Annotated in this window: 26 protein-coding genes; 13 read left to right on the top strand and 13 right to left on the bottom strand. The window is 70.0% G+C overall.

Annotated features, from left to right (window positions below; genetic code table 11):
• Position 1: 1 nt before the first annotated feature.
• From AC3RXZ_RS01535 to AC3RXZ_RS01525, 3 genes are all read left to right on the top strand, one after another.
• Positions 2-1,336 (top strand): sensor histidine kinase, encoded by a 1,335-nt coding sequence (locus tag AC3RXZ_RS01535; RefSeq protein ID WP_491492961.1) that lies wholly within the window; start codon positions 2-4, stop codon positions 1,334-1,336.
• Positions 1,333-2,001 (top strand): response regulator, encoded by a 669-nt coding sequence (locus tag AC3RXZ_RS01530; RefSeq protein WP_243225792.1) that lies wholly within the window; start codon positions 1,333-1,335, stop codon positions 1,999-2,001. The genes AC3RXZ_RS01535 and AC3RXZ_RS01530 overlap by 4 nt, the downstream gene beginning before the upstream one ends.
• 100 nt (positions 2,002-2,101) lie before the next feature.
• Positions 2,102-3,418: an acyltransferase family protein gene (locus tag AC3RXZ_RS01525; protein ID WP_491492960.1), complete on the top strand. Its 1,317-nt coding sequence runs from the start codon at positions 2,102-2,104 to the stop codon at positions 3,416-3,418.
• On the opposite strand, the gene AC3RXZ_RS01520 is transcribed toward AC3RXZ_RS01525, so the two are convergent.
• Genes AC3RXZ_RS01520 through sufB form a run of 8 tightly spaced genes read right to left on the bottom strand, consistent with a single transcriptional unit; the run spans position 3,372 to position 10,340 of the window.
• Positions 3,372-3,692: a CHY zinc finger protein gene (locus AC3RXZ_RS01520; RefSeq protein WP_491492959.1), complete on the bottom strand. Its 321-nt coding sequence runs from the start codon at positions 3,690-3,692 to the stop codon at positions 3,372-3,374. The two genes, AC3RXZ_RS01525 and AC3RXZ_RS01520, sit on opposite strands and share 47 nt — an antisense overlap.
• Positions 3,689-5,059 (bottom strand): MFS transporter, encoded by a 1,371-nt coding sequence (locus tag AC3RXZ_RS01515; RefSeq protein ID WP_491492958.1) that lies wholly within the window; start codon positions 5,057-5,059, stop codon positions 3,689-3,691. Before AC3RXZ_RS01515 ends, AC3RXZ_RS01520 begins: the two co-directional genes overlap by 4 nt.
• Positions 5,056-6,240, bottom strand: coding sequence for a MalY/PatB family protein (locus tag AC3RXZ_RS01510; protein WP_491492957.1), 1,185 nt, complete (start codon positions 6,238-6,240; stop codon positions 5,056-5,058). Before AC3RXZ_RS01510 ends, AC3RXZ_RS01515 begins: the two co-directional genes overlap by 4 nt.
• 42 nt (positions 6,241-6,282) lie before the next feature.
• Positions 6,283-6,612: a metal-sulfur cluster assembly factor gene (locus AC3RXZ_RS01505; protein ID WP_243225796.1), complete on the bottom strand. Its 330-nt coding sequence runs from the start codon at positions 6,610-6,612 to the stop codon at positions 6,283-6,285.
• A gap of 9 nt (positions 6,613-6,621) precedes the next feature.
• Positions 6,622-7,392 (bottom strand): Fe-S cluster assembly ATPase SufC, encoded by a 771-nt coding sequence (gene sufC / locus AC3RXZ_RS01500; RefSeq protein ID WP_243225797.1) that lies wholly within the window; start codon positions 7,390-7,392, stop codon positions 6,622-6,624.
• A complete protein-coding gene (locus AC3RXZ_RS01495) occupies positions 7,393-7,719 on the bottom strand; it encodes a non-heme iron oxygenase ferredoxin subunit (protein WP_243225798.1) in 327 nt (108 codons plus the stop codon).
• A complete protein-coding gene (sufD, locus tag AC3RXZ_RS01490) occupies positions 7,716-8,921 on the bottom strand; it encodes a Fe-S cluster assembly protein SufD (protein WP_491492956.1) in 1,206 nt (401 codons plus the stop codon). The genes AC3RXZ_RS01495 and sufD overlap by 4 nt, the downstream gene beginning before the upstream one ends.
• Positions 8,922-10,340 (bottom strand): Fe-S cluster assembly protein SufB, encoded by a 1,419-nt coding sequence (gene sufB / locus AC3RXZ_RS01485; protein ID WP_491492955.1) that lies wholly within the window; start codon positions 10,338-10,340, stop codon positions 8,922-8,924. It abuts the gene before it with no gap.
• A gap of 233 nt (positions 10,341-10,573) precedes the next feature.
• Here sufB and AC3RXZ_RS01480 point away from each other — a divergent pair, with 233 nt between their 5' ends.
• The gene (locus AC3RXZ_RS01480) at positions 10,574-11,659 is read left to right on the top strand and encodes a COX15/CtaA family protein (RefSeq protein ID WP_491492954.1); all 1,086 of its coding nucleotides are present in this window, start codon (positions 10,574-10,576) and stop codon (positions 11,657-11,659) included.
• A 70-nt stretch (positions 11,660-11,729) separates the two neighbouring features.
• Positions 11,730-12,143 carry a hypothetical protein gene (locus AC3RXZ_RS01475; protein ID WP_491492953.1) on the top strand — a complete coding sequence of 138 codons (414 nt, stop codon included), beginning with the start codon at positions 11,730-11,732 and terminating at the stop codon, positions 12,141-12,143.
• A gap of 128 nt (positions 12,144-12,271) precedes the next feature.
• Here the strand turns inward: AC3RXZ_RS01475 and AC3RXZ_RS01470 are convergent, their stop codons facing one another.
• Positions 12,272-13,192 carry a heme o synthase gene (locus AC3RXZ_RS01470; RefSeq protein WP_243226186.1) on the bottom strand — a complete coding sequence of 307 codons (921 nt, stop codon included), beginning with the start codon at positions 13,190-13,192 and terminating at the stop codon, positions 12,272-12,274.
• 220 nt (positions 13,193-13,412) lie between these two features.
• On the opposite strand from AC3RXZ_RS01470, the gene tkt reads away from it, so the two are divergent.
• The 6 genes from tkt to pgl are packed head-to-tail and all read left to right on the top strand — an operon-like array spanning position 13,413 to position 21,515.
• Positions 13,413-15,515, top strand: coding sequence for a transketolase (gene tkt, locus AC3RXZ_RS01465; RefSeq protein ID WP_491492952.1), 2,103 nt, complete (start codon positions 13,413-13,415; stop codon positions 15,513-15,515).
• Complete coding sequence (gene tal, locus AC3RXZ_RS01460; RefSeq protein ID WP_243225804.1) at positions 15,512-16,624, top strand: transaldolase; 1,113 nt, start codon at positions 15,512-15,514, stop codon at positions 16,622-16,624. Before tkt ends, tal begins: the two co-directional genes overlap by 4 nt.
• Positions 16,621-18,228, top strand: a complete 1,608-nt coding sequence (locus tag AC3RXZ_RS01455) for a glucose-6-phosphate isomerase (protein WP_491492951.1) — start codon at positions 16,621-16,623, stop codon at positions 18,226-18,228. The genes tal and AC3RXZ_RS01455 overlap by 4 nt, the downstream gene beginning before the upstream one ends.
• Positions 18,229-18,250: 22 nt before the next feature.
• Positions 18,251-19,798, top strand: coding sequence for a glucose-6-phosphate dehydrogenase (gene zwf / locus AC3RXZ_RS01450; RefSeq protein ID WP_243225806.1), 1,548 nt, complete (start codon positions 18,251-18,253; stop codon positions 19,796-19,798).
• Positions 19,795-20,730, top strand: a complete 936-nt coding sequence (locus AC3RXZ_RS01445; protein ID WP_243225807.1) for a glucose-6-phosphate dehydrogenase assembly protein OpcA — start codon at positions 19,795-19,797, stop codon at positions 20,728-20,730. Before zwf ends, AC3RXZ_RS01445 begins: the two co-directional genes overlap by 4 nt.
• Positions 20,727-21,515, top strand: a complete 789-nt coding sequence (gene pgl, locus AC3RXZ_RS01440) for a 6-phosphogluconolactonase (protein ID WP_243225808.1) — start codon at positions 20,727-20,729, stop codon at positions 21,513-21,515. Before AC3RXZ_RS01445 ends, pgl begins: the two co-directional genes overlap by 4 nt.
• Here pgl and AC3RXZ_RS01435 read toward each other — a convergent pair.
• The gene (locus AC3RXZ_RS01435) at positions 21,509-22,606 is read right to left on the bottom strand and encodes a DMT family transporter (protein ID WP_243226188.1); all 1,098 of its coding nucleotides are present in this window, start codon (positions 22,604-22,606) and stop codon (positions 21,509-21,511) included. The genes pgl and AC3RXZ_RS01435 overlap by 7 nt on opposite strands.
• Before the next feature lie 62 nt (positions 22,607-22,668).
• Between AC3RXZ_RS01435 and def the strand changes: the two genes are divergently transcribed.
• Positions 22,669-23,235 (top strand): peptide deformylase, encoded by a 567-nt coding sequence (def, locus tag AC3RXZ_RS01430; protein WP_243225809.1) that lies wholly within the window; start codon positions 22,669-22,671, stop codon positions 23,233-23,235.
• Positions 23,236-23,358: 123 nt separating this feature from the next.
• The gene (locus tag AC3RXZ_RS01425; protein WP_243225810.1) at positions 23,359-23,874 is read left to right on the top strand and encodes a septum formation family protein; all 516 of its coding nucleotides are present in this window, start codon (positions 23,359-23,361) and stop codon (positions 23,872-23,874) included.
• 64 nt (positions 23,875-23,938) lie between these two features.
• Here AC3RXZ_RS01425 and AC3RXZ_RS01420 read toward each other — a convergent pair whose 3' ends face one another.
• The 3 genes from AC3RXZ_RS01420 to AC3RXZ_RS01410 are packed head-to-tail and all read right to left on the bottom strand — an operon-like array spanning position 23,939 to position 25,903.
• Complete coding sequence (locus tag AC3RXZ_RS01420; protein WP_243225811.1) at positions 23,939-24,295, bottom strand: SHOCT domain-containing protein; 357 nt, start codon at positions 24,293-24,295, stop codon at positions 23,939-23,941.
• A gap of 1 nt (position 24,296) precedes the next feature.
• Positions 24,297-24,737, bottom strand: coding sequence for a DUF6325 family protein (locus tag AC3RXZ_RS01415; RefSeq protein WP_243225812.1), 441 nt, complete (start codon positions 24,735-24,737; stop codon positions 24,297-24,299).
• Positions 24,738-24,769: 32 nt separating this feature from the next.
• A complete protein-coding gene (locus AC3RXZ_RS01410; RefSeq protein WP_243225813.1) occupies positions 24,770-25,903 on the bottom strand; it encodes an AI-2E family transporter in 1,134 nt (377 codons plus the stop codon).
• Positions 25,904-25,966 lie beyond the last annotated feature (63 nt).

Raw genomic sequence — 25,966 nt, 5'->3', positions numbered from 1 at the left:
CATGACGGCGAGACGGACGACGCGCAGCCGGTCGCCGAAGCGTCTCAGCCGCGCGGAGCGGCGTGAGACGCGCGCTCAGGCCGCGCAGGCGAGGGCACAGGAGAAGAAGGCGGAACGCGCGCGCAGGCGCGCAGAGCGCCTCGCGCGCCTTCCTGCCTGGATGCGCGATCGCGCACGAGTGATGATCGTGCTGCTGTCGCTGATCGCCATCACGCTGTACGCCGTCATGGTCCCGCTGCACGCCGCTGAGTACGGCAGTCCCGTCGCGTTCACGATGCTTCTCGCGGCCCCGGCCGTCGCCGCTCCGCTCGTGTCCCTGCGCCACCCCAACCTCGCGATCCTCCTGTTCACGGGCGCCGCGCTGTTGATGGCCCTGATGGTGCCGCGCGACGTCTCTCCGCAGCTGCCGTGGCCCTGGTCGGTGCCGATGCTCCTCGCCTTCGCGGTCGCGGTCATCGCGGTCACCTTCCAGCACGGGTGGCGCACCGGCCTCGTGATGTACGCCGCCGCCACGGCGGCCGGGTTCAGCGCCGCCCTCATGCTCCCGGGGTTCGCGAGCGGCAACTCACTCATCGTCACCACGTGCGTCGTGGGCGGGGTGTATCTCGTGACGGTGCTGATCATGGGTCGTCTGCGGGTCGGGGTCGAGCTGACTCGCGAGCGGGCGTTGACCGCCCAGGAGCAGGCCAGGCGCGAGCTCGTCGAGGAGCGTACGCGCATCGCGCGCGAACTGCACGACGTCGTGGCGCACGGCATGTCGCTCATCCAGGTCCAGGCGTCGACCGCGCGCTACCGCGTTCCAGACCTCGCTCCCGACGCGGCGGCGGAGTTCGACGACATCGCCGCTTCCGCCCGGTCCGCGCTGACCGAGATGAGGCGCATCCTCGGCGTGCTGCGCACCGAGGACCACGCGGCCGAGCTCGCACCGCAGCGCGGCATCGACGACATCCCCGCCCTCATCGAGACGACCCGTCGCGCCGGGGCCGACGTCGCGCTGTCGACGGCCGTCGCCGGGGAGATCTCCCCCGCGACGCAGATCGCCGCGTACCGCATCGTGCAGGAGGCGCTGAGCAACGCCGTGCGCCACGCACCGGGCGCGGCGATCACAGTGTCCGTCTCGACGCGCGACGACGTCGTGGCTCTTGCGATCCGCAATGTCCCAGCCGCTGCGGCGGGTCCGGTGACGCCGGGCGGCCACGGGCTGCGCGGGATGACGGAGCGTGCAGCTCTGCTCGGCGGTAGCGTGGAGGCAGGGCGCGACCCGGACGGCGGCTGGACCGTCTCAGCGACACTCCCCCGACACCCGTCCGATCCTGTTCAGGAAGGCCCCGCGTGACGATCGACGTCCTCATCGCCGACGACCAGGCCATGGTGCGCGCCGGCTTCGCCGCGCTCCTCGACGCCCACGAGGGCATCCGCGTGACCGGACAGGCCGCGGACGGAGCCGAGGCCGTCACGCTCTCGGCCCGGCTGGACCCCGACGTGATCCTCATGGACGTGCGGATGCCCGAGCTCGACGGAATCCAGGCCACGCGCCGGATCCTCGGCTCGTCCTATCCCGCCGCGAAGGTGCCGAGGATCATCATGCTCACCACCTTCGACATCGACGACTACGTCTACGACGCACTGCAGGCCGGGGCGAGCGGATTCCTGCTCAAGGACGCCTTGCCCGAGGATCTGGTGCAGGCCGTCCGCGTCGTCGCCGCGGGAGACGCGCTGCTGGCGCCGAGCGTGACCCGACGCATGATCGCGCAGTTCGCCGCTCAGAAGCCGCGCGCCTCGCGCGCCTCGGCGCAGCTGGCAGAGCTCACCGACCGGGAGCGCGAGGTGCTGGCGCTCATCGGTCAGGGCCGATCGAACGCCGAGATCGGGCGGGAGCTGTTCATCGCCGAGCAGACCGTCAAGACGCACGTCGGCAAAGTCCTCGCCAAGATCGGCGCCCGCGACCGCGTCCACGCCGTCATCTTCGCCTACGACGCCGGGCTCGTCGAACCCGCCTGACGATCTCACCCCGCGGTACGGGGCGCGACGACACCGTGGGGTGATGCGCCGCCTCCCACCGTCTCCATAGCCTCCTCGGACAGAACCGAGGAGGAACCCTGTGACCATCGTCGAGCGGCCCGCCGCCGCAGCTCCCCCGTCGCCCCGAGCCGACCTGCGCGACACCGGCATCGATCTCGTCCGCGCCCTGTGCATCATCGCCGTGGTCGTCCTGCACGCCCTCATGGTCGGCGTGACGGTCGCCGACACGGGACCGGTGTTCGCCAACGCGTCCGAGGGCTCGTGGTGGATCACCCCGCTGAGCTGGATGCTGCAGGTGATGCCGCTGTTCTTCGTCATCGGCGGTTTCGCCGGGTGGACGGCTCTGCGGCGCTCGCAGTGCCGCGGCGGAACGGCGGCGGCGTTCGTGTCCGGGCGCCTGCACCGGCTGCTTCTGCCGGCCCTCGCGGTGATCGCGACGGTCGGCACCGCGCTGCTGCTCCTCGCCGTCACCGGAGTCCCTGCCGACCTGCTCCACATCGCCGGCTACCGATACGCGCAGCCGCTGTGGTTCCTCGGCGTGTTCCTCCTCTGCCAGGCGCTGCTGCCCGTGCTGGCGCGCGCCCACGATCGCGCTCCGCTCGGCTCGCTCGCCGTCCTCGCCGCCCTGGCTGCGGGCATCGACGTCCTCCGCCTCCTGACCGGCGTCGAAGCCCTCGGGTTCGCGAACCTCGCCTTCGTGTGGCTGACCCTCCAGCAGCTCGGCTTCCATCTCGCCAACGGCCGCATCGACGCACTCTCCCGCCGCACGCGCGTGCGGATCGCGCTCGGTGCCGCTGCGGTGCTCGCGATCAGCATGCTGTGCGGCATCCACTCGCCCGACCTCATCGCGAACCTGAACCCGCCGACCACCGCCCTGATCCTGGTCGGGGTCGCGCACACGATGGTGCTCTCGCTCCTGCGGGAGCGCCTGTCGGTGTGGAGCAGGCGCCCGGCGCTCACGGCCCTGCACACCTTCGTCAACAGGCGCGCGATGACGATCTACCTCTGGCACATGCCGGTGCTGCTGGCGATGGCGGGCGTGCTCGCCCTGTGGGCACTCGACGCGGGCACGCCGCTTCCGGCCCCCGGCTCAGCGGAGTGGTGGCTGACGCGACCGGTCTGGCTCATCGCGACCCTCGTGCTCACAGCGGCCGTGGCCGTGCCCCTCGCTCGGCTCGAATCCCGTCGCGCTCCCGCCGCGCACGCCACAGGTGCCCGCTTGGCGCTCGGAACCCTGTGCGGTCTCGTCGCCGTCGTGCTGCTGCTGGTGGCGGGTACGAACCCGGCGACCGCGTTCGCCGCGTCGGCGCTGATGATAGCCGCCCTGCAGCTGGCACGGGCTCCGCGGGTCAGGTCCCGAAGTACACCGGATGATGCAGAGCGCATCCGGGGTTGAAGCCGGCAGCGCACTGCGGGCACGCGTGCGCGTCGAGGTAGGACTCGATCGTCATCGTGTGCCCGCAGACGCCGCACAGCACCGCCCGCTCGCTGCGGGCGGAGACCGGCCAGGCGCGGATGCCGTGATCGGCCTCCTCCTCGTGGCAGCGCAGACACGGATACCACCGGTCGCAGCAGGCGAAGCGGATCGCGATCACATCGAGTGGCCCGCGGTAGTGCACGCACCGGGTCTGAGCATCCACGACGGCCCCGCGGACGACCGGCGCGGTCACGGACGCTCCGCCCCGTGGCCGAGACGGAATCCGGGGATCGCGCCGATCAGCGTCAGCCCGATCGCGAACGCGAAGACGATCCCGAACGCGGCGGCCCCGCCTCCCAGCGTCGCGACGCCGAGGCCCGCGACGGCGATCGCCACGGCCGAGCCGCCGGAATCCGAGATCGACAGGGCCGAGGAGTTGAATCCCTGGTTCGAGGCGTCCGAGTACGCCAGTGTCAGCACGGTGAGCCTCGGGTAGACCAGCCCCATGCCTCCACCCGCGAAGGCCCAGCCGATCACGACGATGGCGGGCGAGGCGCCGAGCACCGCCGTGGCGAGCACCGCGAGCAGGGCGATGAGGATCAGTCCGAGGCTGAGGGCTGTGATGCGCCGGTTGCCGAGGCGCTCGCCGTAGCGCCCCTGAAGCGCCGAGGCGCCTGCCCAGGCGAAGGCCGAGAAGGTCAGCGCGATCCCCGCGAGCGTGGCCGTGAACCCGAACCGCTCCATCAGGAGATACGGGATGTAGGCCTCCGCCGCGAAGAACGCGCCGGCGACGATCCCCCTCATGAGCACGACGCTCGGCAGTCCTCGCGCCGCCCGCAGCGTCCCCGCAGGCAGGAGCGGGCGGATCGCCAGAGCGATGACGACCACTGCGGCGCCGGCGACGGGCCAGCCGATGCCGGGAGGAGCGTCGGCCGAGAAGCCGACGACCACGGCCGCGACGGCGACGAGGACGGCGAGCACCAGGCGGGAGACGACGACGCGCCGGGAGGACGGCTCTCCGCCGCCCAGGTCCACTCCCCGCAGTCGCACGGCGATGAGGGCGAAGGCGGCCGCTGTGAGGACCGCGACCCCGAGGAACGCCCATCGCCAGTCCAGGTAGTCCGCGATCGCGCCGGCGAGGAACGGACCGACCATGGAGGGGACGACCCAGGCCGCGGCGAAGGCGGCGAACACGCGTCCGTGCAGGTGCGACGGGTAGAGGCGGGCGACGACGACGTACAGGGCGACGGTCTGGCCACCCGCGCCGAGCCCCTGGATCAGACGGCCGAGGAGGAACTGCTGCATCGAGAACGCGGCGCCGGACACGACGAGTCCCACGAGGAACAGGGTGACCGCCACGTAGAGCGCTCCGCGGGGGCCTCGCGCGTCGGATGCCGCACCGCTGGCGACCATGCCGATCACGCTGGTCGCCAGGGTCCCGGCGAAGGCCACGGCGTACAGCGCATCGCCGTCGAGCGCCGCGCTGACCACCGGCATGACGGTCGTCACGGCCAGCGCCTCGATGGCGGCCAGGAAGATCAGGGCGATCGCACCGAGCGTCACCCAGCGGCGCTCGCGATCCCAGATCCCGGCCTCGACGCCGGTCTCCGCCCCGCTCATGACAGGGCCGCGATGCGCTCGATCGCCTCGGTGATGATCGCGGGGCTCGTCCCGAAGTTCAGTCGGACGTGTCCTGCCCCCTCCGCACCGAAGGCGGGACCGAAATGCAGCGCCACCCTGGCCTCGCGCAGGATGCGCCGCGACGGGTTGTCGCCCCAGCCGAGATCGGTGAGGTCGATCCACGCCAGATAACCGGCGTCGGGGATCCGGTATCGGGCCGCGGGCAGATGCACGGCCAGCAGGTCGGCGAGCAGCCGGCGGTTCTCGTCCAGGGCCTCCAGCAGTCCGTCGAGCCAGGGGTCGCTCGGGGGCGAGAACGCTGCCACGGCGGCGAGCAGACCGAACTGACCGGTGCGCCACTCGACCTCGACGGGGAGCCCGCGCACCACGCGGGTCGTGTCCTCGGACGCCGTGACCATCAGCGCGCACTTGAGACCGGCGAGGTTGAACGCCTTGCTGGCGCTCACCACGGCGTACCCCACGGCGCGCGCCGTGTCCGACACGGCCAGGAACGGCGTGAAGCCCGTTCCGGGTTGCGCGAGCGGAGCATGGATCTCGTCCGAGACGACGACGGCGCCGTGGTTCGCCGCGAGTTCGGCGAGTGCCGCGAGCGAGGCGGTCGTGTGCACGGTCCCGGTGGGGTTGTGCGGGTTGCAGAGCAGGATCGCGCGCGCCCCGGCATCCAGCGCCCGCCCGATGCCCTCGAGGTCGAGCTCCCATCCGGAGCCCGTGTCGCGCAGCGGGACGCGCTCGACGACGGCTCCGGCTTCGGCCACCAGCTCGTAGAACGGCGGGTAGACCGGCGGCGTGACGATCACCCGGTCGCCGGGTGAGGTCACGCGGCGGAGGATCTCGACGATCCCCATGCTGACGTCGGCGGTCGGACGCATGCGCGCCGGGTCCGGCGACCAGCCGAAGCGGCGCGCGGCGAAGCCCGCGTACGCCTCGGGCAGCGGCGTCCGGGAGGCGATGTACCCGGTGTCGCCGATCGCGACCGCTCGTTCCAGCACCCGCGTGATCTCAGGTGCGAGGGGAAAGTCCGTCTCCGCGACGAACAGCGGCAGCACGTCCGCGGGATACTCCCGCCACTTCTCGCTGCGGCGCTCGCGGAGGACGTCGAGTCCGAGAGCCTCCACCTTCGAGCGGGCTCTCGACTCGCTCTGCTCGCTCGACCTCGACATGATCACGCGTCACCCCGCTGCGCGGCCGTGACCCGCGTCATGTCAGATGGCGAAGCCGAGGGCGCGCATCATGTCGCGCCCGTCGTCGGTGATGCGCTCCGGACCCCACGGCGGCATCCAGACCCAGTTGATCCGGAACCGCTCCACGACGTCGTCCAGCGCCTGGGCGGTCTGCTCCTCGAGCACGTCGGTCAGCGGGCAGCCGGCGCTCGTGAGGGTCATGTGGATCACGAGGGCGTCGTTCTCCTCGTCCCAGGCGAGGTCGTAGATCAGGCCCAGGTCGACGACGTTGATCCCGAGCTCGGGGTCCATGACGTCCTTGAGAGCCTCGGTGACCTCGTCGTACTTCTCGGGGGCAAGCGTCGCGGTCATGCCCTCAGCCTACGCCTCGATGGGCGCCGAGGGGTCGAGGAACCGGTCATAGCCCTCGTCCTCGAGCCGGTCGGCGAGCTCGGGGCCGCCCTCTTCCACGATCTTGCCGGCGACGACGACGTGCACGTAGTCGGGGCGGATGTAGCGCAGGATCCGGGTGTAGTGCGTGATGAGCAGCACGCCGAGGCCGGTGGCCTCCTTGGCGCGGTTGACGCCCTCGGACACGATCTTCAGAGCGTCGACGTCCAGACCGGAGTCGGTCTCGTCGAGGACGGCGAACTTCGGCTTGAGCACCTCGAGCTGCAGGATCTCGTGACGCTTCTTCTCACCGCCGGAGAAGCCCTCGTTCACATTGCGCTGCGCGAACTTCGGGTCCATCCGCAGGTTCGTCATCGCCTGCTTGACGTCCTTGGTCCAGGAGCGGATGGAGGGCGCCTCGCCGTCCAGGGCCGTCTTGGCCGTGCGCAGGAAGTTCGTCACGGTCACGCCGGGGATCTCCACCGGGTACTGCATCGCTAGGAAGAGTCCGGCGCGAGCGCGCTCGTCGACGCTCATCTCCAGCACGTCCTCGCCGTCGAAGGTGATCGAGCCGCCGGTGACGGTGTACTTCGGGTGACCGGCGATCGTGTACGCGAGGGTGGACTTGCCGGAGCCGTTCGGCCCCATGATGGCGTGGGTCTCGCCGGTGCGCATCGTGAGGGTGATCCCGTTGAGGATCGGGGTGGTCCCGGCATCGGTCTCGACCGTCACGTGCAGGTCGCGGATCTCGAGAACAGACATTCAGACTTCCTTAATGACAGTGGGGTCGATGAGCACGTCGTCTCCGTCGATCTCGACGATGTAGACCGGGACGGGCTCGAAAGCGGGGAGGTTCAGGGGCTTGCCGGTGCACAGCGAGAACGCCGAGCCGTGCGCCCAGCATTCCAGCGTGTCGCCCTCGACGAAGCCCTCGGAGAGGGAGATGTCGCCGTGCGTGCAGGTGTCGCCGATCGCGTGGACGGTGCCCTCGGAGTCCAGCACGATGGCGATGGGGACGCCGTCCAGCTCGACGCGCCGGGGCGTGTCGGGCTCGAGCTCGCTCAGTCCGCACGCTCGCTGGGCGCTCACGCGTTCACCGCCGCGAGCTCCGTCTCGACGGCGGCCAGCAGCTCCGCCTCGAGCGCGGGGATGCCCAGACGCTGCACGATGTCGCTGAGGAAGCCGAGGACGACGAGACGGCGCGCCTCGTCCTCGGTGATCCCCCGGGCCTGCAGGTAGAACAGCTGCTCATCGTCGAAACGGCCCGTCGCGCTGGCGTGACCGGCGCCGAGGATGTCGCCCGTCTGGATCTCGAGGTTCGGGATCGAGTCGGCGCGCGCCCCCTCGGTGAGCACCAGGTTGCGGTTGGCCTCGTAGGAGTCGGTCCCGGTGGCGTCCGGGCCGATGAGCACGTCGCCGATCCACACGCTGTGCGCGCTCTCGCCCTGCAGCGCGCCCTTGTACAGCACGTCGCCGACGGTGTGCGCGCCCTTGTGGAACAGGTACACCTGGCTCTCCAGGTGCTGACCGGCATCCGCGTAGGACAGGCCGTACAGGCGCCCCTGCGCTCCGTTGCCGTGCAGTTCGACGTTCGGGTTCACCCGCACCACGCCGCCGCCGAAGCTCACGACGAAGTGCTTGAGGTCCGCGTCCGCGTCGACCCGCGCCTGGTGGGATGCCGCGTGCACGGCGTCATCCTCCCACTGCTGCACCGAGACCACAGACAGACGGGAACCTGCGCGGGCGATGATCTCGACGTTCTGCGCGTACTGGGCGGAACCGGTGTGGCGCAGTACGACGGTCGCAGCGCTGTGCTCCAGCGCCTCGATGACGATGTGCGCGTCGGCGCGGCGCTCCGCGCCCTGGCCAGCGACGTGGATGATGACCGGCTCGCTCAGCTCCTGCTCGCGCGGGATCCGCACGTGCATCGCCTCGGCGGCCCCCTGCCACGCGACGGCGGAGACGACGTCCTCCGGGACGAAGAACTCGCCGCGCGGCGCGGTTCCCACGGGCAGCGTCGTCGTGACGTGCTCGGCGCCGCTGACGGTCTCGTACGTGACGCCGTCGTTGTGCTCGGCCGCCGTGAACAGCGGCGTCAGCTGCGCCACCGGGGTGTGCTTCCAGTTGACCTCGCGGCCGTTCGGGGTCCCGAAGTCCCCCGGCTCGAAGGAGCGGGGACGCTCCGAGCGGGTCTGGACGGGGACGAATCCGGCGTCCGCGACCTGAGCGGCCGGGTCGATGTGCGCGTTCGTGTGCTGCGTCTCAGCGGACGCTGTCGCCTGGGGCGCCATTCAGCCGACCGATCCTTCCATGCCCATCTCGATGAGCTTGTTGAGTTCCATGGCGTACTCCATCGGCAGCTCGCGCGCGATCGGCTCGATGAAGCCGCGCACGATCATGGCCATCGCCTCGTCCTCGGGCATGCCACGGGACTGCAGGTAGAACAGCTGCTCCTCGCTGACCTTCGAGACCGTGGCCTCGTGACCGAGCTGCACGTCGTCGACGCGGATGTCGATCGCGGGATACGTGTCCGAGCGCGACTTCGTGTCCACCAGCAGCGCGTCGCAGCGCACGGTGTTCGCCGAGTGGTGGGCGTTGGCGTCAACGCGGACCTCACCGCGGTAGCCGGCGCGACCGCCGCCCCGGGCGATCGACTTCGAGACGATCGAGGACTGCGTGTACGGAGCCATGTGGATCATCTTCGCGCCGGCGTCCTGGTGCTGGCCGGGGCCCGCGAAGGCGACCGACAGCGTCTCGCCCTTGGCGTGCTCGCCCATCAGGTAGATCGACGGGTACTTCATCGTCACCTTGGATCCGATGTTGCCGTCGACCCACTCCATGGTCGCGCCCTCGTGAGCGACGGCGCGCTTGGTGACGAGGTTGTAGACGTTGTTCGACCAGTTCTGGATCGTCGTGTAGCGCACGCGGGCGTTCTTCTTCACGATGATCTCGACCACGGCCGAGTGCAGCGAGTCGGACTTGTAGATCGGAGCGGTGCAGCCCTCGATGTAGTGGACGTAGCTGTCCTCGTCCGCGATGATCAGCGTCCGCTCGAACTGGCCCATGTTCTCGGTGTTGATGCGGAAGTAGGCCTGCAGCGGGATCTCGACGTGCACGCCCTTCGGGACGTAGACGAAGGAACCGCCCGACCACACGGCCGTGTTCAGCGCGGCGAACTTGTTGTCGCCGGCGGGGATGACGGTGCCGAAGTACTCCTCGAAGAACTCGGGGTGCTCGCGCAGCGCGGTGTCGGTGTCCATGAAGATGACGCCCTGCGCCTCCAGGTCCTCGCGGATCTGGTGGTAGACGACCTCGGACTCGTACTGCGCGGCCACACCGGCCACCAGGCGCTGACGCTCGGCCTCGGGGATCCCCAGGCGCTCGTACGTCTCGCGGATGTCCTCGGGCAGGTCCTCCCAGGACTGGGCCTGCTTCTCGGTGGAGCGCACGAAGTACTTGATGTTGTCGAAGTCGATGTCGCTGAGGTCGGCGCCCCACGTCGGCATCGGCTTGCGGCCGAACAGGCTCAGACCCTTGAGGCGGGTCTTGAGCATCCACTCCGGCTCGCTCTTCAGCGCCGAGATGTCGCGGACGACGGCCTCGCTGAGCCCGCGTTTCGCGCTCGCTCCGGCGGCATCGGGGTCGTGCCAGCCGAACTCGTACACCCCCAGACCGTCGAGCTCCGGGCGGTCGATCAGCACATCCGACATCACACACTCTCCTTGTCGGGCCCTGGCGGTGTCATCCGCTCCGGCATGCCGTAGCCCCGTCGAGTGACCGGGGTGGGGATGCCGCTGTGGGGCCCTCATCACGACGCGATCATCGCGCCTAAACTGTTGTTGATGCATCCCGCGCTTCTCGCGCGCATCGCAACAATCCGATTCTACAGGTTCCCCTGACATCCGGGCCGCTCCCGGAGCGGACGGCGCGAACCGGAGGCCCCATGCTCACGAGTTCCGCCACGCCCGCCGTCGACAACCGGATCGTGATCGGCCGTCCGCTGCGCATCCTCGCATGGCTCTCGTTCCTCGCCGAGGTGATCATCATCGGCACGGGCGGGGCGGTCCGACTCACCGGTTCGGGGCTCGGATGCTCGGAGTGGCCGCTGTGCACCCCGGAGTCGTTGGTGCCGCTGCCCGAGCAGGGCATCCACGGGATCATCGAGTTCGGCAACCGCACCATGACCGGCGTCGTCGGCATCCTGGCGCTCGCGGTGCTGCTGCTCACGCTCGCCGCGATCGGCGGGGCCCCGCTCGTCAAGCGAGCCGTCTGGTTCGCCGTGGGCGGGATCGTCGCCGGCGTGATCGCCTACGCCATCACCGCACCCTTCGGGCTTCCCGCGTTCGGCTTCTTCTCCGGAGCGCTGCTGCTGGCGGTCGTCGTCGCGATGGTGGATTCGCTGCGGCGCACGACCCGGCGTCGCGACCTGGCCGTACTGGCGTGGATCGTTCTGGCCGGCGTCATGGCGCAGGCCGTCGTGGGCGGGCTCGCCGTCATCACCGATCTGAACGCCCTCGTCGTCGGCTTCCACTACGTCTCCTCCCTGCTGCTGGTCTGCGTCACAGCGGCTTATCTCGTGCGCCTGAACGCCGTCCCCGGCGCCCGCGAACGGGCGGTGCCGCGCTGGTTCGGCGTCCTCGTGCACGTCACCGGCCTGGCCCTCGCCGCCACGATCTTCTTCGGCGTGCTGACGACCGGATCGGGTCCGCACTCCGGGGACGCGAACATCATCCGCACCGGATTCGATGCGACGATCCTCGCGCACGTGCACTCCTGGCCCGGGTACATCCTCGCCGCGCTCGTGGCCGTGCTCGCGGTGTCCTCCTGGATCCTCCGCCTGCCCGTGCGCACGTGGATGCTCGTGCTGGCAGCGGCGATCCTCGTGCAGATCGTGGTGGGCGTCTGGCAGGCGCGCGAGGGCCTGCCGGAGATCCTCGTCGGCATCCACATGGTGCTCGCATCGCTGTCGGCCGCGGCCTACACGGTCGTGGTGCTGAACCTGAAGCGTCCGGTCACGGCGACCGCCTGATCCAGGGCGCACACCTCGCGCACAGTCCGCGCATAGGCGACTCATCAGCAGGCCGCGCAGAGTGGGCTGCATGAAGAACACCGCACTCGTCCGCAGCATCCCGTACTGGCTCCTGCTGGTCCTGTCGCTCGCCGCGCTCGGCCTGGGAGGCTGGATCACGACCGAGCAGATCGGCGTCATGACCGCGACGCTCCTGGACGGCACCGCCACCGGCGTCGAGGTCTACGCCGGACAGGCCTGGGTCGTCTTCGGCGGAGCGCTCGTCGCCGGCGGCATCGTCGGGCTGTTCCTCGCGCTGGCGATCGCCGCCGCGAAGACGCTCGTACCGCGTCCGGTCGTCGAGGTCGTCGAGGCGATCGACTGGAGCGCGCAGGAGACGCAGCCCGAATCGGCCTCGACGGATGCTCAGCGCGACGAGTCCGGCGAGACCGACGAGCCCGAGTCCGAGCCCGCCGAGGACCAGCCGACCGTCACTGCGCGCTGACGCGGGGATCTCGCACGACAGCACGGATCTCGCAGGATGCCTCGGCAATTCTGCGAGATCCGTGTCGTTCTGCGAATCCGTGCCGCGGGGCCTCCGACGCGCGGCTGACCCGCGAATCCGTGTTCGGGTCAGAACGGGAGCAGCGGGTCGACCGCGACAGCCAGGAAGATCAGCGTCAGATACGTGATCGAGGCGTGGAAGACACGCATCGGGCGCGGCTCCGTCCCGCGCACCGCACGGCTGTACAACCGGTGCGACTCGTAGATGAACCAGCCGCCGAACACCGTCGCGGAGACCGAGTACACCAGGCCCATGCCGGCGACCGGGATCAGAAGCAGGGAGCAGGCGACCGTGGCCCATGCGTACAGGATGACCTGCAGGCCGACCTGCGATGCGCGCCGTGTGACGCCCAGCATCGGCACGTCCACGTCGTCGTAGTCGTCCTTGTACTTCATCGACAGCGGCCAGTAGTGCGGCGGCGTCCACAGGAACACCAGCACGAAGAGGATGAACGCCGGCCAGTCCAGCGAGCCGGTCACGGCCGCCCAGCCGATGAGCACGGGGAAGCATCCCGCGATGCCGCCCCAGATGATGTTCTGCTCGGTGCGGCGCTTGAGGATCATCGTGTAGATGACGACGTAGAAGAAGATCGCGACCGCCGACAGCGTGGCGGCCAGCCAGTTCGTCGTGAACCACAGCCACACGGTCGAGACGATCGCGAGCGTCCACGAGAAGATGAGCGCTCCGCGGGGGGTCACCTCGCCCGTCACGAGCGGACGGTTCTCGGTGCGATGCATGTGAGCGTCGATGTCGCGGTCGAGATACATGTTGAACGCCGCGGCGGACCCCGCGCTCATCGCACCGCCGACCACCGTGGCGAGTACCAGTCCCAGGTGGGGCAGACCGCCCTGCGCCAGGAACATCACCGGGACGGTGGAGACCAGAAGGAGCTCCAGGACGCGCGGCTTCGTGAGTGCGACATAGGCCTTCACCGTGCGTCCGAGCGAGTGCTTCGGTGCGACCGACCGCGTCTGCGTCGAGATCTCGATCCCCTCCTCCGCGCCGTAGCGCCATACCGGATCCAGTCTATGCCACGCGCATCGCCGCGCATGCCGGGCGGGCATTGTTACCTCACTCCGTAAGAGACGCGATGTGAACAAATCAACCGGGCTATGCTGAAAACCACTCGCGCGCCCGGCGCTGTGCTCTCCTCCGTGACGATGCGGAGCGCCAGGGAATTCGGGCGCCCTCGAAATTGTCGGAAAGGGCATGACCGTGTCGCATTTGCAGTGGGAAGAGATCGATCGACGCGCGGTGGACACCGCGCGGATTCTGGCGGCGGATGCCGTCCAGAAGGTCGGCAACGGTCACCCCGGCACCGCCATGAGCCTCGCCCCCGTGGCCTACCTCCTGTACCAGCGCGTGCTGCGCCACGACCCGACCGACACCGACTGGCTCGGTCGCGACCGCTTCATCCTCTCGGTGGGCCACTCGTCGCTCACCCAGTACGTCCAGCTCTACCTGGGCGGGTTCGGCCTCGAACTCAGCGACCTCGAGGCTCTGCGCACGTGGGGTTCGCTCACTCCGGGCCACCCCGAGTACGGCCACACCAAGGGCATCGAGATCACGACAGGCCCGCTCGGTCAGGGACTCGCGTCCGCCGTCGGCTTCGCGTACGCCGCGCGCTACGAGCGCGGACTGTTCGACCCGGAAGCGGCGCCGGGCTCGAGCCCGTTCGACCACTACGTGTACGTCATCGCCGGGGACGGCGACCTGCAGGAGGGCGTGACCAGCGAGGCCTCCTCGCTCGCGGGCCACCAGCAGCTCGGCAACCTCATCGCGATCTACGACTCGAACCAGATCTCGATCGAGGGCGACACGAACGTCGCGTTCACCGAGGACGTGGCAGCCCGGTACCGCTCCTACGGGTGGCAGGTGCTCGAGGTCGACTGGACCCGCACCGGCGAGTACGTCGAGGACGTCCAGGAGCTGCTCGGTGCGATCGAGGAGGGCAAGGCCGAGACGGCCAAGCCCACGCTGATCGTGCTCAAGACGGTCATCGGCTACCCGGCGCCCAACAAGAAGGGCACCGAGTCCGTGCACGGCAACGCGCTCGGCGCGGACGAGGTCGCCGCGACGAAGGAGGTCCTCGGGTTCGACCCGGAGAAGAGTTTCGTCGTCGAGGACGCCGTCATCGCGCACACCCGCGAGCTCGTGGACCGTTCCGCCGAGGCGCGCGCCGCCTGGCAGGCCGACTTCGACGCCTGGGCCGCCGCCAACCCCGAGCGCAAGGCGCTGCTGGACCGTCTCGAGGCGCACGCGCTGCCCGAGGGCATCGAGAAGGCCCTCCCCGTGTTCGAGGCGGGCACCGAGGTGTCGACCCGCGCTGCGTCCGGCAAGGTCATCAACGCGCTGGCGCCCGAGCTGCCCGAGCTGTGGGGCGGCTCCGCCGACCTCGCCGGTTCCAACAACACGACGATCTCGTCGGCCGCATCGTTCATCCCCGCCGAGTGGTCGACGCACGACTGGTCCGGCAGCCCGTACGGACGCGTGCTCCACTTCGGCATCCGCGAGCACGCCATGGGGTCGATCCTCAACGGCATCACGCTGCACGGGCCGACCCGGTCCTTCGGCGGCACGTTCCTCATCTTCAGCGACTACATGCGCCCCGCGGTGCGCCTGGCCGCACTGATGGACATCCCGAGCATCTTCGTCTGGACGCACGACTCGGTCGCCCTCGGCGAGGACGGACCCACGCACCAGCCGATCGAGCAGCTGGCGACGCTGCGGGCGATCCCGAACTTCACCGTCGTGCGTCCCGCGGACGGCAACGAGACCGCAGCCGCCTGGCTCGAGATCCTGCGCCGCCACGGCGGCCCCACCGGCATCGCGCTGACCCGTCAGAACATCCCGGTGTTCGCGCGCGGTGAAGGCGAGGCATCTGGCGAGGTCTTCGCCTCCGCGGCGAACACCGCCAAGGGCGCCTACGTCCTGGCCGAGGCGCCGAACGGCACGCCGGACGTCATCCTCATCGCCACCGGCTCCGAGGTGCAGCTCGCCGTCGCCGCACGCGAGACCCTCGCAGCGGAGGGCGTGAACGCCCGCGTCGTCTCCGCTCCCTCGCTGGAGTGGTTCGCCGAGCAGGACGCCGACTACCGCGAGTCGGTGCTCCCGGCGTCCGTCACGGCGCGCGTCTCGGTCGAGGCGGGCTCCGTGCTCACCTGGCGCGGCGTGGTCGGCGACCGGGGCCGTTCGGTCGGGATCGACCACTTCGGCGCCTCCGCCGACTACAAGACCCTGTTCCAGAAGTTCGGCATCACCGCCGAAGCCGTCGTCGAGGCGGCACGCGAGACCATCAAGGAGAACGCATGAGCACCCCCACCGCCCAGCTCCACGACGCCGGCGTCAGCATCTGGCTGGACGACCTCTCGCGCACCCGCATCAGCTCGGGCAATCTCGCCGAGCTCATCGAGTCCCGCAACGTCACCGGTGTGACGACGAACCCGACGATCTTCGCCAACGCGATCACGAACCCGGACGACACGTCGTACGACGCGCAGGTCACCGAACTCGCCGCGTCCGGAGCCACCGCCGAGGAGGCCGTGTTCGCGGCCACCACGCAGGACGTCGCCGCCGCGCTGGACGTCTTCCGTCCGGTGTGGGAGGCATCCGGTCACGTCGACGGCCGCGTCTCGATCGAGGTCTCCCCCGACCTCGCGCACGACACCGACGGCACGGTCGCGCAGGCGAAGCAGCTGTGGGCGAAGATCGACCGCCCGAACCTGCTCGTGAAGATCCCCGCGACGAAGGCGGGTCTTCCCGCCATCGCGCAGGCGATCGGCGCGGGCATCAGCGTGAACGTCACCCTGATCTTCAGCCTGGAGCGCTACGCCGAGGTCATCGACGCCTACCTGACCGGTCTCGAGACCGCGAAGGCCGCGGGCATCGACCTCTCGACGATCCAGTCGGTCGCCTCGTTCTTCGTGTCGCGCGTCGACACCGAGACCGACAAGCGTCTCGCCTCGATCGGAACGGATGCCGCCCTCGCGCTTAAGAGCAAGGCCGGACTCGCCAACGCCCGCCTCGCCTACGAGCTGTACGAGAAGACCTTCGCGGGCGACCGCGCCAAGGCCCTGCTGGACGCCGGCGCGAACCGGCAGCGCCCGCTGTGGGCGTCCACCGGTGTCAAGGACCCGGCCCTCCCCGACACGCTCTACGTCACGGAGCTCGTCGCCCAGGGCGTCGTCAACACGATGCCCGAGAAGACCCTGGAGGCGACCTTCGATCACGGCGTCGTCACCGGCGACACGATCACCGGCGGCTACGACGAGGCGCGCGAGGTCTTCGCGGGACTCGCCGAGGTCGGCGTCGACTTCGCCGACGTCACCCAGGTGCTGGAGGACGAGGGCGTGGCGAAGTTCATCGACTCCTGGCACGACCTGCTCACACAGGTCGCCTCCGGCCTGGAGGCCCAGCGATGACGTTCTCGCTGCACGCCTCCGGTGCGGCCAAGGCGGCGATCGACGAGGTCGTCCCCCGCCTCGTTGGCGATCTCATCGCATCGCGCATCACGGCGGGCGACGCCACGATCTGGGGCGCGGAGGCCGAAGCAGAGGCGTCCGTCCGGCTGGGCTGGGTCGAGGCCGTGTCGGTCTCGCGTCCGCTCATCGCCGAGATCGTCGCGCTGCGCGCCGAGCTGAACGCCCGGGGCGTCGATCGCGTCGTGCTCGCCGGCATGGGCGGGTCGTCCCTCGCCCCCGAGGTCATCTCGCAGACCGCCGGTGCGGCGCTCACGATCCTCGACTCGACCGCGCCGGGACAGGTGCTCGCCGCTCTCGACGACGGGCTGGAGCGCACCGTGCTCGTGGTCTCGTCGAAGTCCGGCTCCACCGTCGAGACCGACTCGCAGCGCCGGACGTTCGAGGCCGCGTTCCGCGACCTCGGCATCGACCCCGTCGAGCGCATCGTCGTCGTGACCGATCCGGGTTCGCCTCTGGACGCCTCGGCGCGCGAGGCCGGATACCGGGTCTTCAACGCCGACCCGAACGTGGGGGGTCGCTATTCGGCGCTCACGGCGTTCGGCCTCGTCCCCTCCGGGCTGGCCGGCGTCGACATCGCCGAGCTCCTCGACGAGGCCGAGGCGTCGCTGCTCGAGGTGGCCGTCGACGAGGCATCCAACCCCGCGCTGCGGCTCGGCGCTGCGATCGCTGCGACGTCCCCGCGCCGCGACAAGCTGGGCCTCATCACCGACGGCACCCACATCAACGGCCTGCCGGACTGGATCGAGCAGCTCATCGCGGAGTCGACCGGCAAGGAGGGCACCGGCATCCTCCCGGTCGTCCTGCTGCCCGTGTCCCCCGAGCTGGACCCGGTCCCGGCGGACCTGCAGATCGTCCGCCTGGTCGACGACGCGAACGAGTTCCACCTGCACGAGCGCCACCCCGGCGAGATCCTCGTCAGCGGCACGCTGGGCGCGAACTTCATCGTCTGGGAGTACGCCACCGCGATCGCCGGTCACCTGCTCGGCATCAACCCGTTCGACCAGCCCGACGTCGAGTCGGCCAAGGTCGCCGCACGCGGACTGCTGGACGCACGCCCCGAACCGGCCGCACCGGCGTTCGTCGAGAACGGCATCGAGGTTCGCGTGACCGATGCGGCCCTCGCGGCCCCCGGGACGATCGAAGGCGTCCTGGACGCGCTCTGGGCGCAGCTGGCCGAGGACGGCTACGTGTCCATCCAGGCCTACGTGAACCGTCTGGAGCTCCCGCAGCTGCAGGGTCTCCGCGAGCTCGTCGCCGCCGATTCCGGCCGGCCGACGACGTTCGGATGGGGTCCGCGCTTCCTGCACTCCACGGGTCAGTACCACAAAGGCGGACCCGCGCAGGGCGTGTTCCTGCAGATCCTGGAGCGCACCGACGTGGATCTGGAGATCCCCGAGCGTCCGTTCACGTTCGGTCAGCTCATCGAGGCCCAGGCCGCCGGTGACGCGGCCGTCCTCGCCGAGCACGGCCGCCCCGTGGTGTCGCTGACGATCACGGACTCCTCCGCCGACGTGCTCTCCCTTTTCGAAGCCGCTCAGAAGTAGCTCCCAGGAGAATCCCCCACCGATGTCTGTTCCTGTCTCACGCGGGCACAACCCGTTGCGCGATCCCGACGATCGCCGTCTGAACCGGATCGCGGGGCCCAGCGCCCTCGTGATCTTCGGGGTCACCGGCGACCTGTCGCGCAAGAAGCTCATGCCGGCGGTCTACGACCTCGCCAATCGCGGTCTGCTGCCGCCGGGGTTCGCCCTGGTCGGTTTCGCCCGCCGCGACTGGGAGGACCAGGACTTCGCCCAGGTCGTCTACGACGCCGTCAAGAAGCACGCCCGCACGCCGTTCCGCGAGGAGACCTGGCAGCAGCTGCTGCAGGGCATCCGCTTCGTGTCCGGTGAGTTCGACGACCCCGACGCGTTCGCGCGGCTGCGCGACACGGTCCAGAAGCTGGACGTCGAACGCGGCACCATGGGCAACCACGCGTTCTACCTCTCGATCCCGCCGAAGGCCTTCCCGGTCGTCGCCCGTCAGCTGAAGGACTCCGGCCTCGTCGGCGACGAGGAGACCGAGGACCACTGGCGGCGCGTCGTGATCGAGAAGCCGTTCGGGCACGATCTCGAGTCCGCACGCGAGCTGAACGGCGCGCTCGAGGTGGCCTTCTCGGCCGACTCGATCTTCCGCATCGACCACTACCTCGGCAAGGAGACGGTGCAGAACATCCTCGCACTGCGCTTCGCGAACGAGCTGTACGAACCGATCTGGAACCGCAACTACGTGGACCACGTGCAGATCACGATGGCCGAGGACATCGGCGTCGGCGGTCGCGCCGGGTACTACGACGGCGTGGGGGCGGCGCGAGACGTCATCCAGAACCACCTGCTGCAGCTGCTCGCACTCACCGCGATGGAGGAGCCGATCAGCCTCTCCGCCGAGCACCTGCGTGCGGAGAAGGAGAAGGTCCTCGCCGCGGTGCACCTGCCGGAGGACCTCTCGCTCGCCCAGGCCCGGGGGCAGTACGACGGCGGATGGCAGGGCGGCGAGCAGGTGAACTCCTTCCTCGGCGAAGACGGCATGGACCCGCAGTCAACCACCGAGACGTATGCCGCCATCAAGCTCGAGATCGCCACCCGCCGCTGGGCCGGAGTGCCGTTCTACCTGCGCACCGGCAAGCGTCTCGGCCGTCGCGTGACCGAGGTCGCGGTCGTCTTCAAGCGCGCCCCCGAGCATCTGTTCGGCCGCTCCAACGCCGCTGAGCTCGGACAGAACGCGCTGGTCATCCGCGTCCAGCCCGACGAGGGCGTGACGATCCGCTTCGGCTCCAAGGTGCCGGGCAACGGCACGAACGTCCGCGACGTGACGATGGACTTCGGCTACGGCCACGCGTTCACCGAGGCGAGCCCTGAGGCGTACGAACGCCTGATCCTCGACGTGCTGCTCGGCGACCCGCCGCTGTTCCCGCGGCACGAGGAGGTCGAGCTCAGCTGGAAGATCCTCGACCCGTTCGAGGAGTACTGGGCCGCCGAAGGCGGGCCGCTGGAGCAGTACGCTCCCGGCTCGTGGGGTCCGGCATCCGCCGATGCCCTGCTGGAACGCGACGGACGAGTCTGGAGACGACCGTGATCATCGACCTTCCCGACACGACCGTCAGCCAGGTCGCGAAGCAGCTCGTGAGCGTGCGCGAGGAAGGCGGCGCCGTGGCGCTCGGCCGGGTGCTCACGCTCGTCATCGCGGCGCGCAACGGCGTGGCCGAAGCCGCGATCGACGCGGCGAACGACGCCTCGCGTGAACACCCGATGCGCGTCATCGTCCTCACCACGGGCGAGGGCGAGGCGCACCTGGACGCCCAGATCCGCGTCGGCGGCGATGCCGGCGCGAGCGAGGTCGTCGTGCTGCGCGCCTACGGGGACGCCGCCAGCAACGCCGAGAGCCTCGTGACGGGGCTGCTCCTGCCCGACGCCCCCGTGGTCGCCTGGTGGCCGGAGGAGGCGCCGACGGACCCGGCGTCCTCGCCGCTCGGGCGCATCGCCCAGCGCCGCATCACCGACGCCGCGACCTCGCCGGACGTCCGTGACCGCCTGGCTCTCCTGGGCCGGACGCACTCCCCCGGAGACACGGATCTCGCCTGGACCCGTCTGACCCATTGGCGCGAGCAGCTCGCCGCCGTGCTCGACCAGCCGCCGTACGAGCCGGTCACGCGCGTCGAGGTGCGCGGGGCGGCCGCTTCCCCGTCCACGGCGCTCCTGGCGGGCTGGCTCGGCCTCGCTCTCGACGTCCCGGTGCACTGGGCCTACGAGGATCCCGCCCACTGGTCGGAGGGCATCAAGTCGGTGCGTCTCACGCGCCCGTCCGGCGACATCCTGCTCGAGCGGCCGGTTCCCGGAAGCGCGGTCCTCACTCAGCCCGGACAGCCCGACCACGACCTTCACCTGCCCCGGCGCACGCTGCGCGAGTGCCTGGCCGAGGAGCTGCGTCGTCTGGACGCCGACGTGCTGTACGGTCGAGTCATCACCGAGGGGTGGGAGAAGCTGGGTCCGCCCGAGACCGCAGCATGAGCGACAGGGAGGCTGCTGCCGTGGAGAAGACCGTCGTCGTCGAGACGAATCCGCAGGCACTGGCCGAACGCGTCGCCGACCGCTTCCTCGCCCGCGTCCGTGCTCGCACCCGAAACGGCCGGACCGCGCACATCGCGCTGACCGGCGGGTCGATGGGCGGTGCGGTGCTCGCCGCGGTGCGCGTGCATCCGCGTGTGGCGGAGATCGACTGGTCGCTCGTGCACTTCTGGTGGGGCGACGAGCGCTTCGTCCCCCGCGCGGATGCCGACCGCAACGCGCTGCAGTCGCGCAACGCCCTGCTCGACCACCTTCCTGTGCCGGCGGAGAACATCCACGAGATCGCGGCCTCCGACAGCGGCCTGAGCCTCGACGAGGCGGCCGCCGCCTACGCCGCGGAGCTGGCCCGTTTCGGCTCGGAGGACCAGCCCTGGCCCTCGTTCGCGGTGTGCTTCCTCGGGGTCGGCCCCGACGGGCACATCGCCTCGCTCTTCCCCGACCGCTCCGAGGTCACGGTGACGGATGCCGCGGCACTGCCGGTGCGCGACTCCCCGAAGCCCCCGCCGGAGCGCGTCACCCTCACCCGTCCGGTGCTGAACGCGTCGAAGCGGGTGTGGCTGGTGCTGACCGGCGCGGACAAGGCCTCGGCTCTCGGCCTCGCGCTGGCCGGCGCCAGTTACGCAGGCGTGCCGGTGGCCGGTGCGAAGGGCCGCAAGCGCACCGTCTTCTTCGTCGACGAGGCAGCGGCCTCCGAGGTCTCTCCCGACCTCATCGACCAGAGCTACTGATCCCGCTCCCGGCGGGCGCTCGGGTCTTCGTCCGCCGGTCCGGAACGCCCGCCCGCGGGGTCCTGATCCCGCGGGCGCACCGTGCCCGATGCATCGGCGACCTGGCCGTCCGCCACGGAGCCCCTGACGGCATCACCCCCGCTGCCGCGGGTGATTCCGAGCTCCTGGCTCTCACTGAGCACCTGCGGGTGGTAGCGCGCGAGTCCCACGACCCCCCAGACGGCGATGGCGCCCGAGACGAGGAACGCGAACATGACCCACGTCGGCGCAGCATCCGCCTCTCCCAGCACCGCGATGCCGATCAGCACGGCGACGAGCGGGTCGACGACCGTGAGTCCCGCGATCACGAGGTCGGGCGGACCGGAGCTGTAGGCCGTCTGCACGAAGTAGGCGCCGACGCCGGCCGCAGCGATGAGCGCGATGACGCAGACGAGGGTGATCCAGTCGAACTCCCCGGCCTGCAACCGCGAGATCACGGCCTTCGCGAGCGTCGCGACGAATCCGTACAGGATGCCGGCGCCGATCACGTAGAACAGCGCGCGCATGCGGTGGCGCAGGATCAGCCAGCAGGCGCCGAGCAGGATGATCACCACGAGAAGGATCGCGAGGATCGTGAACAGCTCGGTGGTAGTGATCTCCTTCTCCACCGCATAGATGGCCGCGAAGAACACGAAGATGAAGATGCCACCCACGCAGGCGAAGATCGCCGTGAGCGACTGCCGCGTCGGGGAGTGTCCGGAAACGCGCGCGTTCAGCAGCGTCGTGATGACGAGGGCGATCGCACCGAGCGGTTGGACGACGATGAGGGGCGCGACCGCGAGGGCGGCCAGCTGGCACACCACCGCCAGTCCGAGCATCAGCGTGCCGATGATCCACGAGGGCCTGGTCAGCAGGCGACGGATCTGATCGAGGCTCAGGCCGGTCGCACCGTCTGAGCCGCTGAGGCGCTCGACCTTCTCGACTCCCCTGTGCTGGTACTGCGCGCCCAGCGACATGAAGACGGCCCCGGCGAGGGCGAGGGGGATGCCGAGCAGGAGTCCGGGATTCTCGAACACGCCGACCAGCTGATCGCTGACGTCGACCTCCGCCATCCACACCCCTGCGCTCACGCTATCGACCTTACCCGGCGGGCCGAGCGCATTAGTGTTGTGGCGTGGCTGTTCTTCCGATTCGCATCATGGGCGACCCCGTCCTGCACTCTCCCGCCGCCGAGGTCGAGGAGATCACCGATGAGATCCGCACGCTCGTCGCCGACATGTTCGAGACGATGGACGCGGCACCGGGCGTCGGGCTCGCCGCACCGCAGGTCGGCGTACCCCTGCGCATCTACACGTACAGCTACGTCGACGACGAGGACCGTCCGTGGCGAGGCGCGATCCTGAATCCGGTGCTCTGGATGAGTCCGCCCGAGCCCGGATCCCCCGACCCGGACGAGGAGTCCGAGGGGTGCCTGTCGTTCCCCGGGGAGCGCTTCCCGCTGCGCCGCGCTGACCGTGTGCTCGTCACGGGCATCGATCTGGACGGCGCCGACGTCCGCATCGAGGTGGACGGCTGGCGAGCCCGGATCATGCAGCACGAGTTCGACCATCTCGACGGCATCCTGTACGTGGACCGACTGTCGGACGGGGACTGGAAGACCGTGCAGAAGATCGCCCGTAAGCGCGGATGGGGAAGGCCGGGGCGCAGCTGGACGCCCGGGGTGGACGACCTCGACGCCTGAGGCACCCGCGTACAGCATTTTCATCAGGTCCTCAAAGTTGCATCCCAGATTCGGCCCCGACTACCGTCGTCTGGTGGGGCGATCCGCCCCACTGACACAGCAGGTTCTCGGAGGGGGAACGAAATGATGAAGATGCGTACGCGCCGTGCGCTCGCGCTGGCCGGTTCCGCGGTCGCGCTGAGCATCGCGCTGAGCGGTTGCAGTGCGATCACGAGCGTGTTCTCGGGGGACGCGCCGCGTGACGAGGAGACCGGCGAGGTCACAGAAGAGTCGAACATCAGCATCTTCCAGCTCAAGCTCGGCGACTGCCTGCCGGCGGATGCGATGTCGGGCGCCGAGCAGACGGACGCGGATGTCGTCCCCTGCGACGAGCCGCACGGCTACGAGGTCTATCACGAGTTCGAGCTCGCCGACGGCGAGTTCCCCGGCAGCGACGCGATCCAGACCGAGGTCGAGGCGCAGTGCCTCCCGGCGTTCGGCGAGTTCGTCGGACTCTCGTACGACGAGTCCACGCTGGACATCACCTGGTACGAGCCGACGGAGTCGAGCTGGACCGAGGGCAACGACCGCCTCGTCCAGTGCCTGATCCTCGACCCGGCAGGGGACGTCGAAGGCAGCCTGAAGGGTGCGGCACGCTGAGTCGCTGACTTCTTGCGGAGAACGCCCCGCCGATCTGTCGGCGGGGCGTTCTCGTGTCCCGGCTTCAGGCGAGCAGCTTGGCCTTCGCCGCGGCGAACTCCTCGTCGGAGAGCACGCCGGACTGCTTGAGCGCGGCAAGCTGCTGAAGCTGCGCCAGCATGTCGTTGCCGCCCGCGGGCGCCGCCGCAGGAGCCGCCGCCGGAGCGGCAGGCGCGTACTGCGCCGCGGCGGCCTGCGCGGCCGCGTCGATCTGCGCCTGCTGCTGTGCGGCCTCGTACTGCTGCTGCTCGTACTGGGCCTGAGCCCGCTGCTGCTGGTTGCGCGCGATCCCGCCGGAGACCGCCGAGGCGGTGCCGGCGACGACCGCGGTGCGGGCGGCGAGGCCGATCAGGCCGGGGCGCCCCATTCTGCGAAGCGGCATGTCACTCTCCTTCTTCGTCGTTCTCGAGGATGTCGACCATCGCGTTGACGATGGGGGCGGGGACGCGCTCGCTGCGCAGCAGCACTCCGCCGCTGGCATCGAAGCGCTCGGCAAGGGTCCGGGCGTAGGCCAGTTCCAGGACGACGAGGGCGGCGGATCCGCCTGGCGGGATCTGCTCGCCGAACTCCTCGATGTCCTCACCACCGGCGATGCCGGCCGCGTGCAGCTCGACCCCGCCGAGTCCGAGTGCATCCGCCTCGGCGTCGATCTCGATGGTCGCAAGCTCCCCGTCTTCGGACTTCGAGACGAGCACGAAGTCCAGCAGGCGCACGAGCCCGCTCGCGAGGAGGTCGGTGAGGGCTCCGAGCGTCGCCGGATCGGGACGCTCGCCCTCGAACCCGACGAGATAGATCTCGACGGGACCGAATCGGAAGTCAGTCATGTTTTCCTTTCTGAGGGTCGGATCATTCGGTCTCAGGCATCCGGCGCGATGGTGAGCGCGTTCTGACGGGGCACGACCACCTGGCGGATGATGATCAGGATCGAGGCCGTGATCGGGATGGCCACGAGCGCCCCGAGCAGCCCCATGAGCGTGGCTCCGACCATCGCGCCGATGATGACGAGCACGGCGGGCACGGCGACGGCCCTGCCCATGACGCGCGGGGTCACGAAGTACGCCTCGACCTGGATGTAGAGGAAGTACAGCACCAGGAACGCCAGTGCCGCCCACGGGCTGATGAACAGCGCGCCGATGGAGCCGATCAGCAGGAAGATCAGTGAACCGATCAGCGGCACGAGCGTGATGAAGAACGCGGCGATCGCCATGAGCGCGGGAACCGAGGATCCGATCACGATCTGCAGCACGAGCACCACGAGCGCGTTGATGGTGGACAGGGTGATCCCGCCCGCGACGACCGCGCCGACCGATCCGGTGATCTGCTCCACGAGATCCGAGAACCGGCGACGGCGGTACGCGGGGACGAGGTTCGCGAGCGCGGTCTTCATCACAGCGAGCGACGAGACGAAATAGAGCGTCAGCACCACGACCATCACGAAACTGGAGATCGCGCCCACGATGCCGAAGCCCGCGCGCAGCACTCCGCCGGAGATGGCCAGGAAGGAGGACAGATCCGTGGCGGAGCGGATGCTCTCCTCGATCACCACACCCAGGTCGATCCCCAGGCTCGCCTCCAGCGAGCGATACCAGTCGCTGGACTGCATCGCGGCGATCGCGTCCGGCGCGGCCTGCAGCGCCGTCACGAACTGGCGGACGGTGGCCGGCACGACCACGAGCAGGATCACGATCATCAGGACCAGGAAGGCCACGGCCACGATCGCGATGCCCAGGCTGCGCCGGATGCCGCGGCGCTCCAGGGCGCGCACGGCCGGGTCCAGTCCGAGCGCGAGGAACAGGCCGAGGAAGATCGAGATGAGCACCGTCGACAGCGACGCCACGGTCGCCGACAGCGCGACGGCGAGGATCACCCCGAGCGCGACCGTGAAGCCCGAGATCAGCGGATGCCCCGGCACGAAGCGGAGCAGCGCCGAACGGCGGGGCGACGGCGCGACGCCCCCGTTCGTCGGCTGCTCGGATTCGAGATCGCTCACGCTGTGAACGGTACCCGCGCTCCGCGACGCCGCCTGGCCGGCTCACCCCGGGAAGATGAGCCG

The sequence above is a fragment of the Microbacterium cucumeris genome (assembly GCF_058349845.2).
Note: the sequence above shows the minus strand (reverse complement) of the source record. Positions and strands in the feature narration are given on the sequence as shown.

Excerpts from the sequence above, each read along its gene's own strand:
- AC3RXZ_RS01535 (WP_491492961.1), top strand. The coding sequence starts at position 2 with ATGACGGCGAGACGGACGACGCGCAGCCGGTCGCCGAAGCGTCTCAGC.
- AC3RXZ_RS01515 (WP_491492958.1), bottom strand. The coding sequence starts at position 5,059 with ATGAGCGGGGCGGAGACCGGCGTCGAGGCCGGGATCTGGGATCGCGAG.
- AC3RXZ_RS01510 (WP_491492957.1), bottom strand. The coding sequence starts at position 6,240 with ATGTCGAGGTCGAGCGAGCAGAGCGAGTCGAGAGCCCGCTCGAAGGTG.
- AC3RXZ_RS01505 (WP_243225796.1), bottom strand. The coding sequence starts at position 6,612 with ATGACCGCGACGCTTGCCCCCGAGAAGTACGACGAGGTCACCGAGGCT.
- sufC (WP_243225797.1), bottom strand. The coding sequence starts at position 7,392 with ATGTCTGTTCTCGAGATCCGCGACCTGCACGTGACGGTCGAGACCGAT.
- sufD (WP_491492956.1), bottom strand. The coding sequence starts at position 8,921 with ATGGCGCCCCAGGCGACAGCGTCCGCTGAGACGCAGCACACGAACGCG.
- sufB (WP_491492955.1), bottom strand. The coding sequence starts at position 10,340 with ATGTCGGATGTGCTGATCGACCGCCCGGAGCTCGACGGTCTGGGGGTG.
- AC3RXZ_RS01480 (WP_491492954.1), top strand. The coding sequence starts at position 10,574 with ATGCTCACGAGTTCCGCCACGCCCGCCGTCGACAACCGGATCGTGATC.
- AC3RXZ_RS01475 (WP_491492953.1), top strand. The coding sequence starts at position 11,730 with ATGAAGAACACCGCACTCGTCCGCAGCATCCCGTACTGGCTCCTGCTG.
- tkt (WP_491492952.1), top strand. The coding sequence starts at position 13,413 with ATGACCGTGTCGCATTTGCAGTGGGAAGAGATCGATCGACGCGCGGTG.
- tal (WP_243225804.1), top strand. The coding sequence starts at position 15,512 with ATGAGCACCCCCACCGCCCAGCTCCACGACGCCGGCGTCAGCATCTGG.
- AC3RXZ_RS01455 (WP_491492951.1), top strand. The coding sequence starts at position 16,621 with ATGACGTTCTCGCTGCACGCCTCCGGTGCGGCCAAGGCGGCGATCGAC.
- zwf (WP_243225806.1), top strand. The coding sequence starts at position 18,251 with ATGTCTGTTCCTGTCTCACGCGGGCACAACCCGTTGCGCGATCCCGAC.
- pgl (WP_243225808.1), top strand. The coding sequence starts at position 20,727 with ATGAGCGACAGGGAGGCTGCTGCCGTGGAGAAGACCGTCGTCGTCGAG.
- AC3RXZ_RS01435 (WP_243226188.1), bottom strand. The coding sequence starts at position 22,606 with ATGGCGGAGGTCGACGTCAGCGATCAGCTGGTCGGCGTGTTCGAGAAT.
- AC3RXZ_RS01425 (WP_243225810.1), top strand. The coding sequence starts at position 23,359 with ATGATGAAGATGCGTACGCGCCGTGCGCTCGCGCTGGCCGGTTCCGCG.
- AC3RXZ_RS01420 (WP_243225811.1), bottom strand. The coding sequence starts at position 24,295 with ATGCCGCTTCGCAGAATGGGGCGCCCCGGCCTGATCGGCCTCGCCGCC.
- AC3RXZ_RS01415 (WP_243225812.1), bottom strand. The coding sequence starts at position 24,737 with ATGACTGACTTCCGATTCGGTCCCGTCGAGATCTATCTCGTCGGGTTC.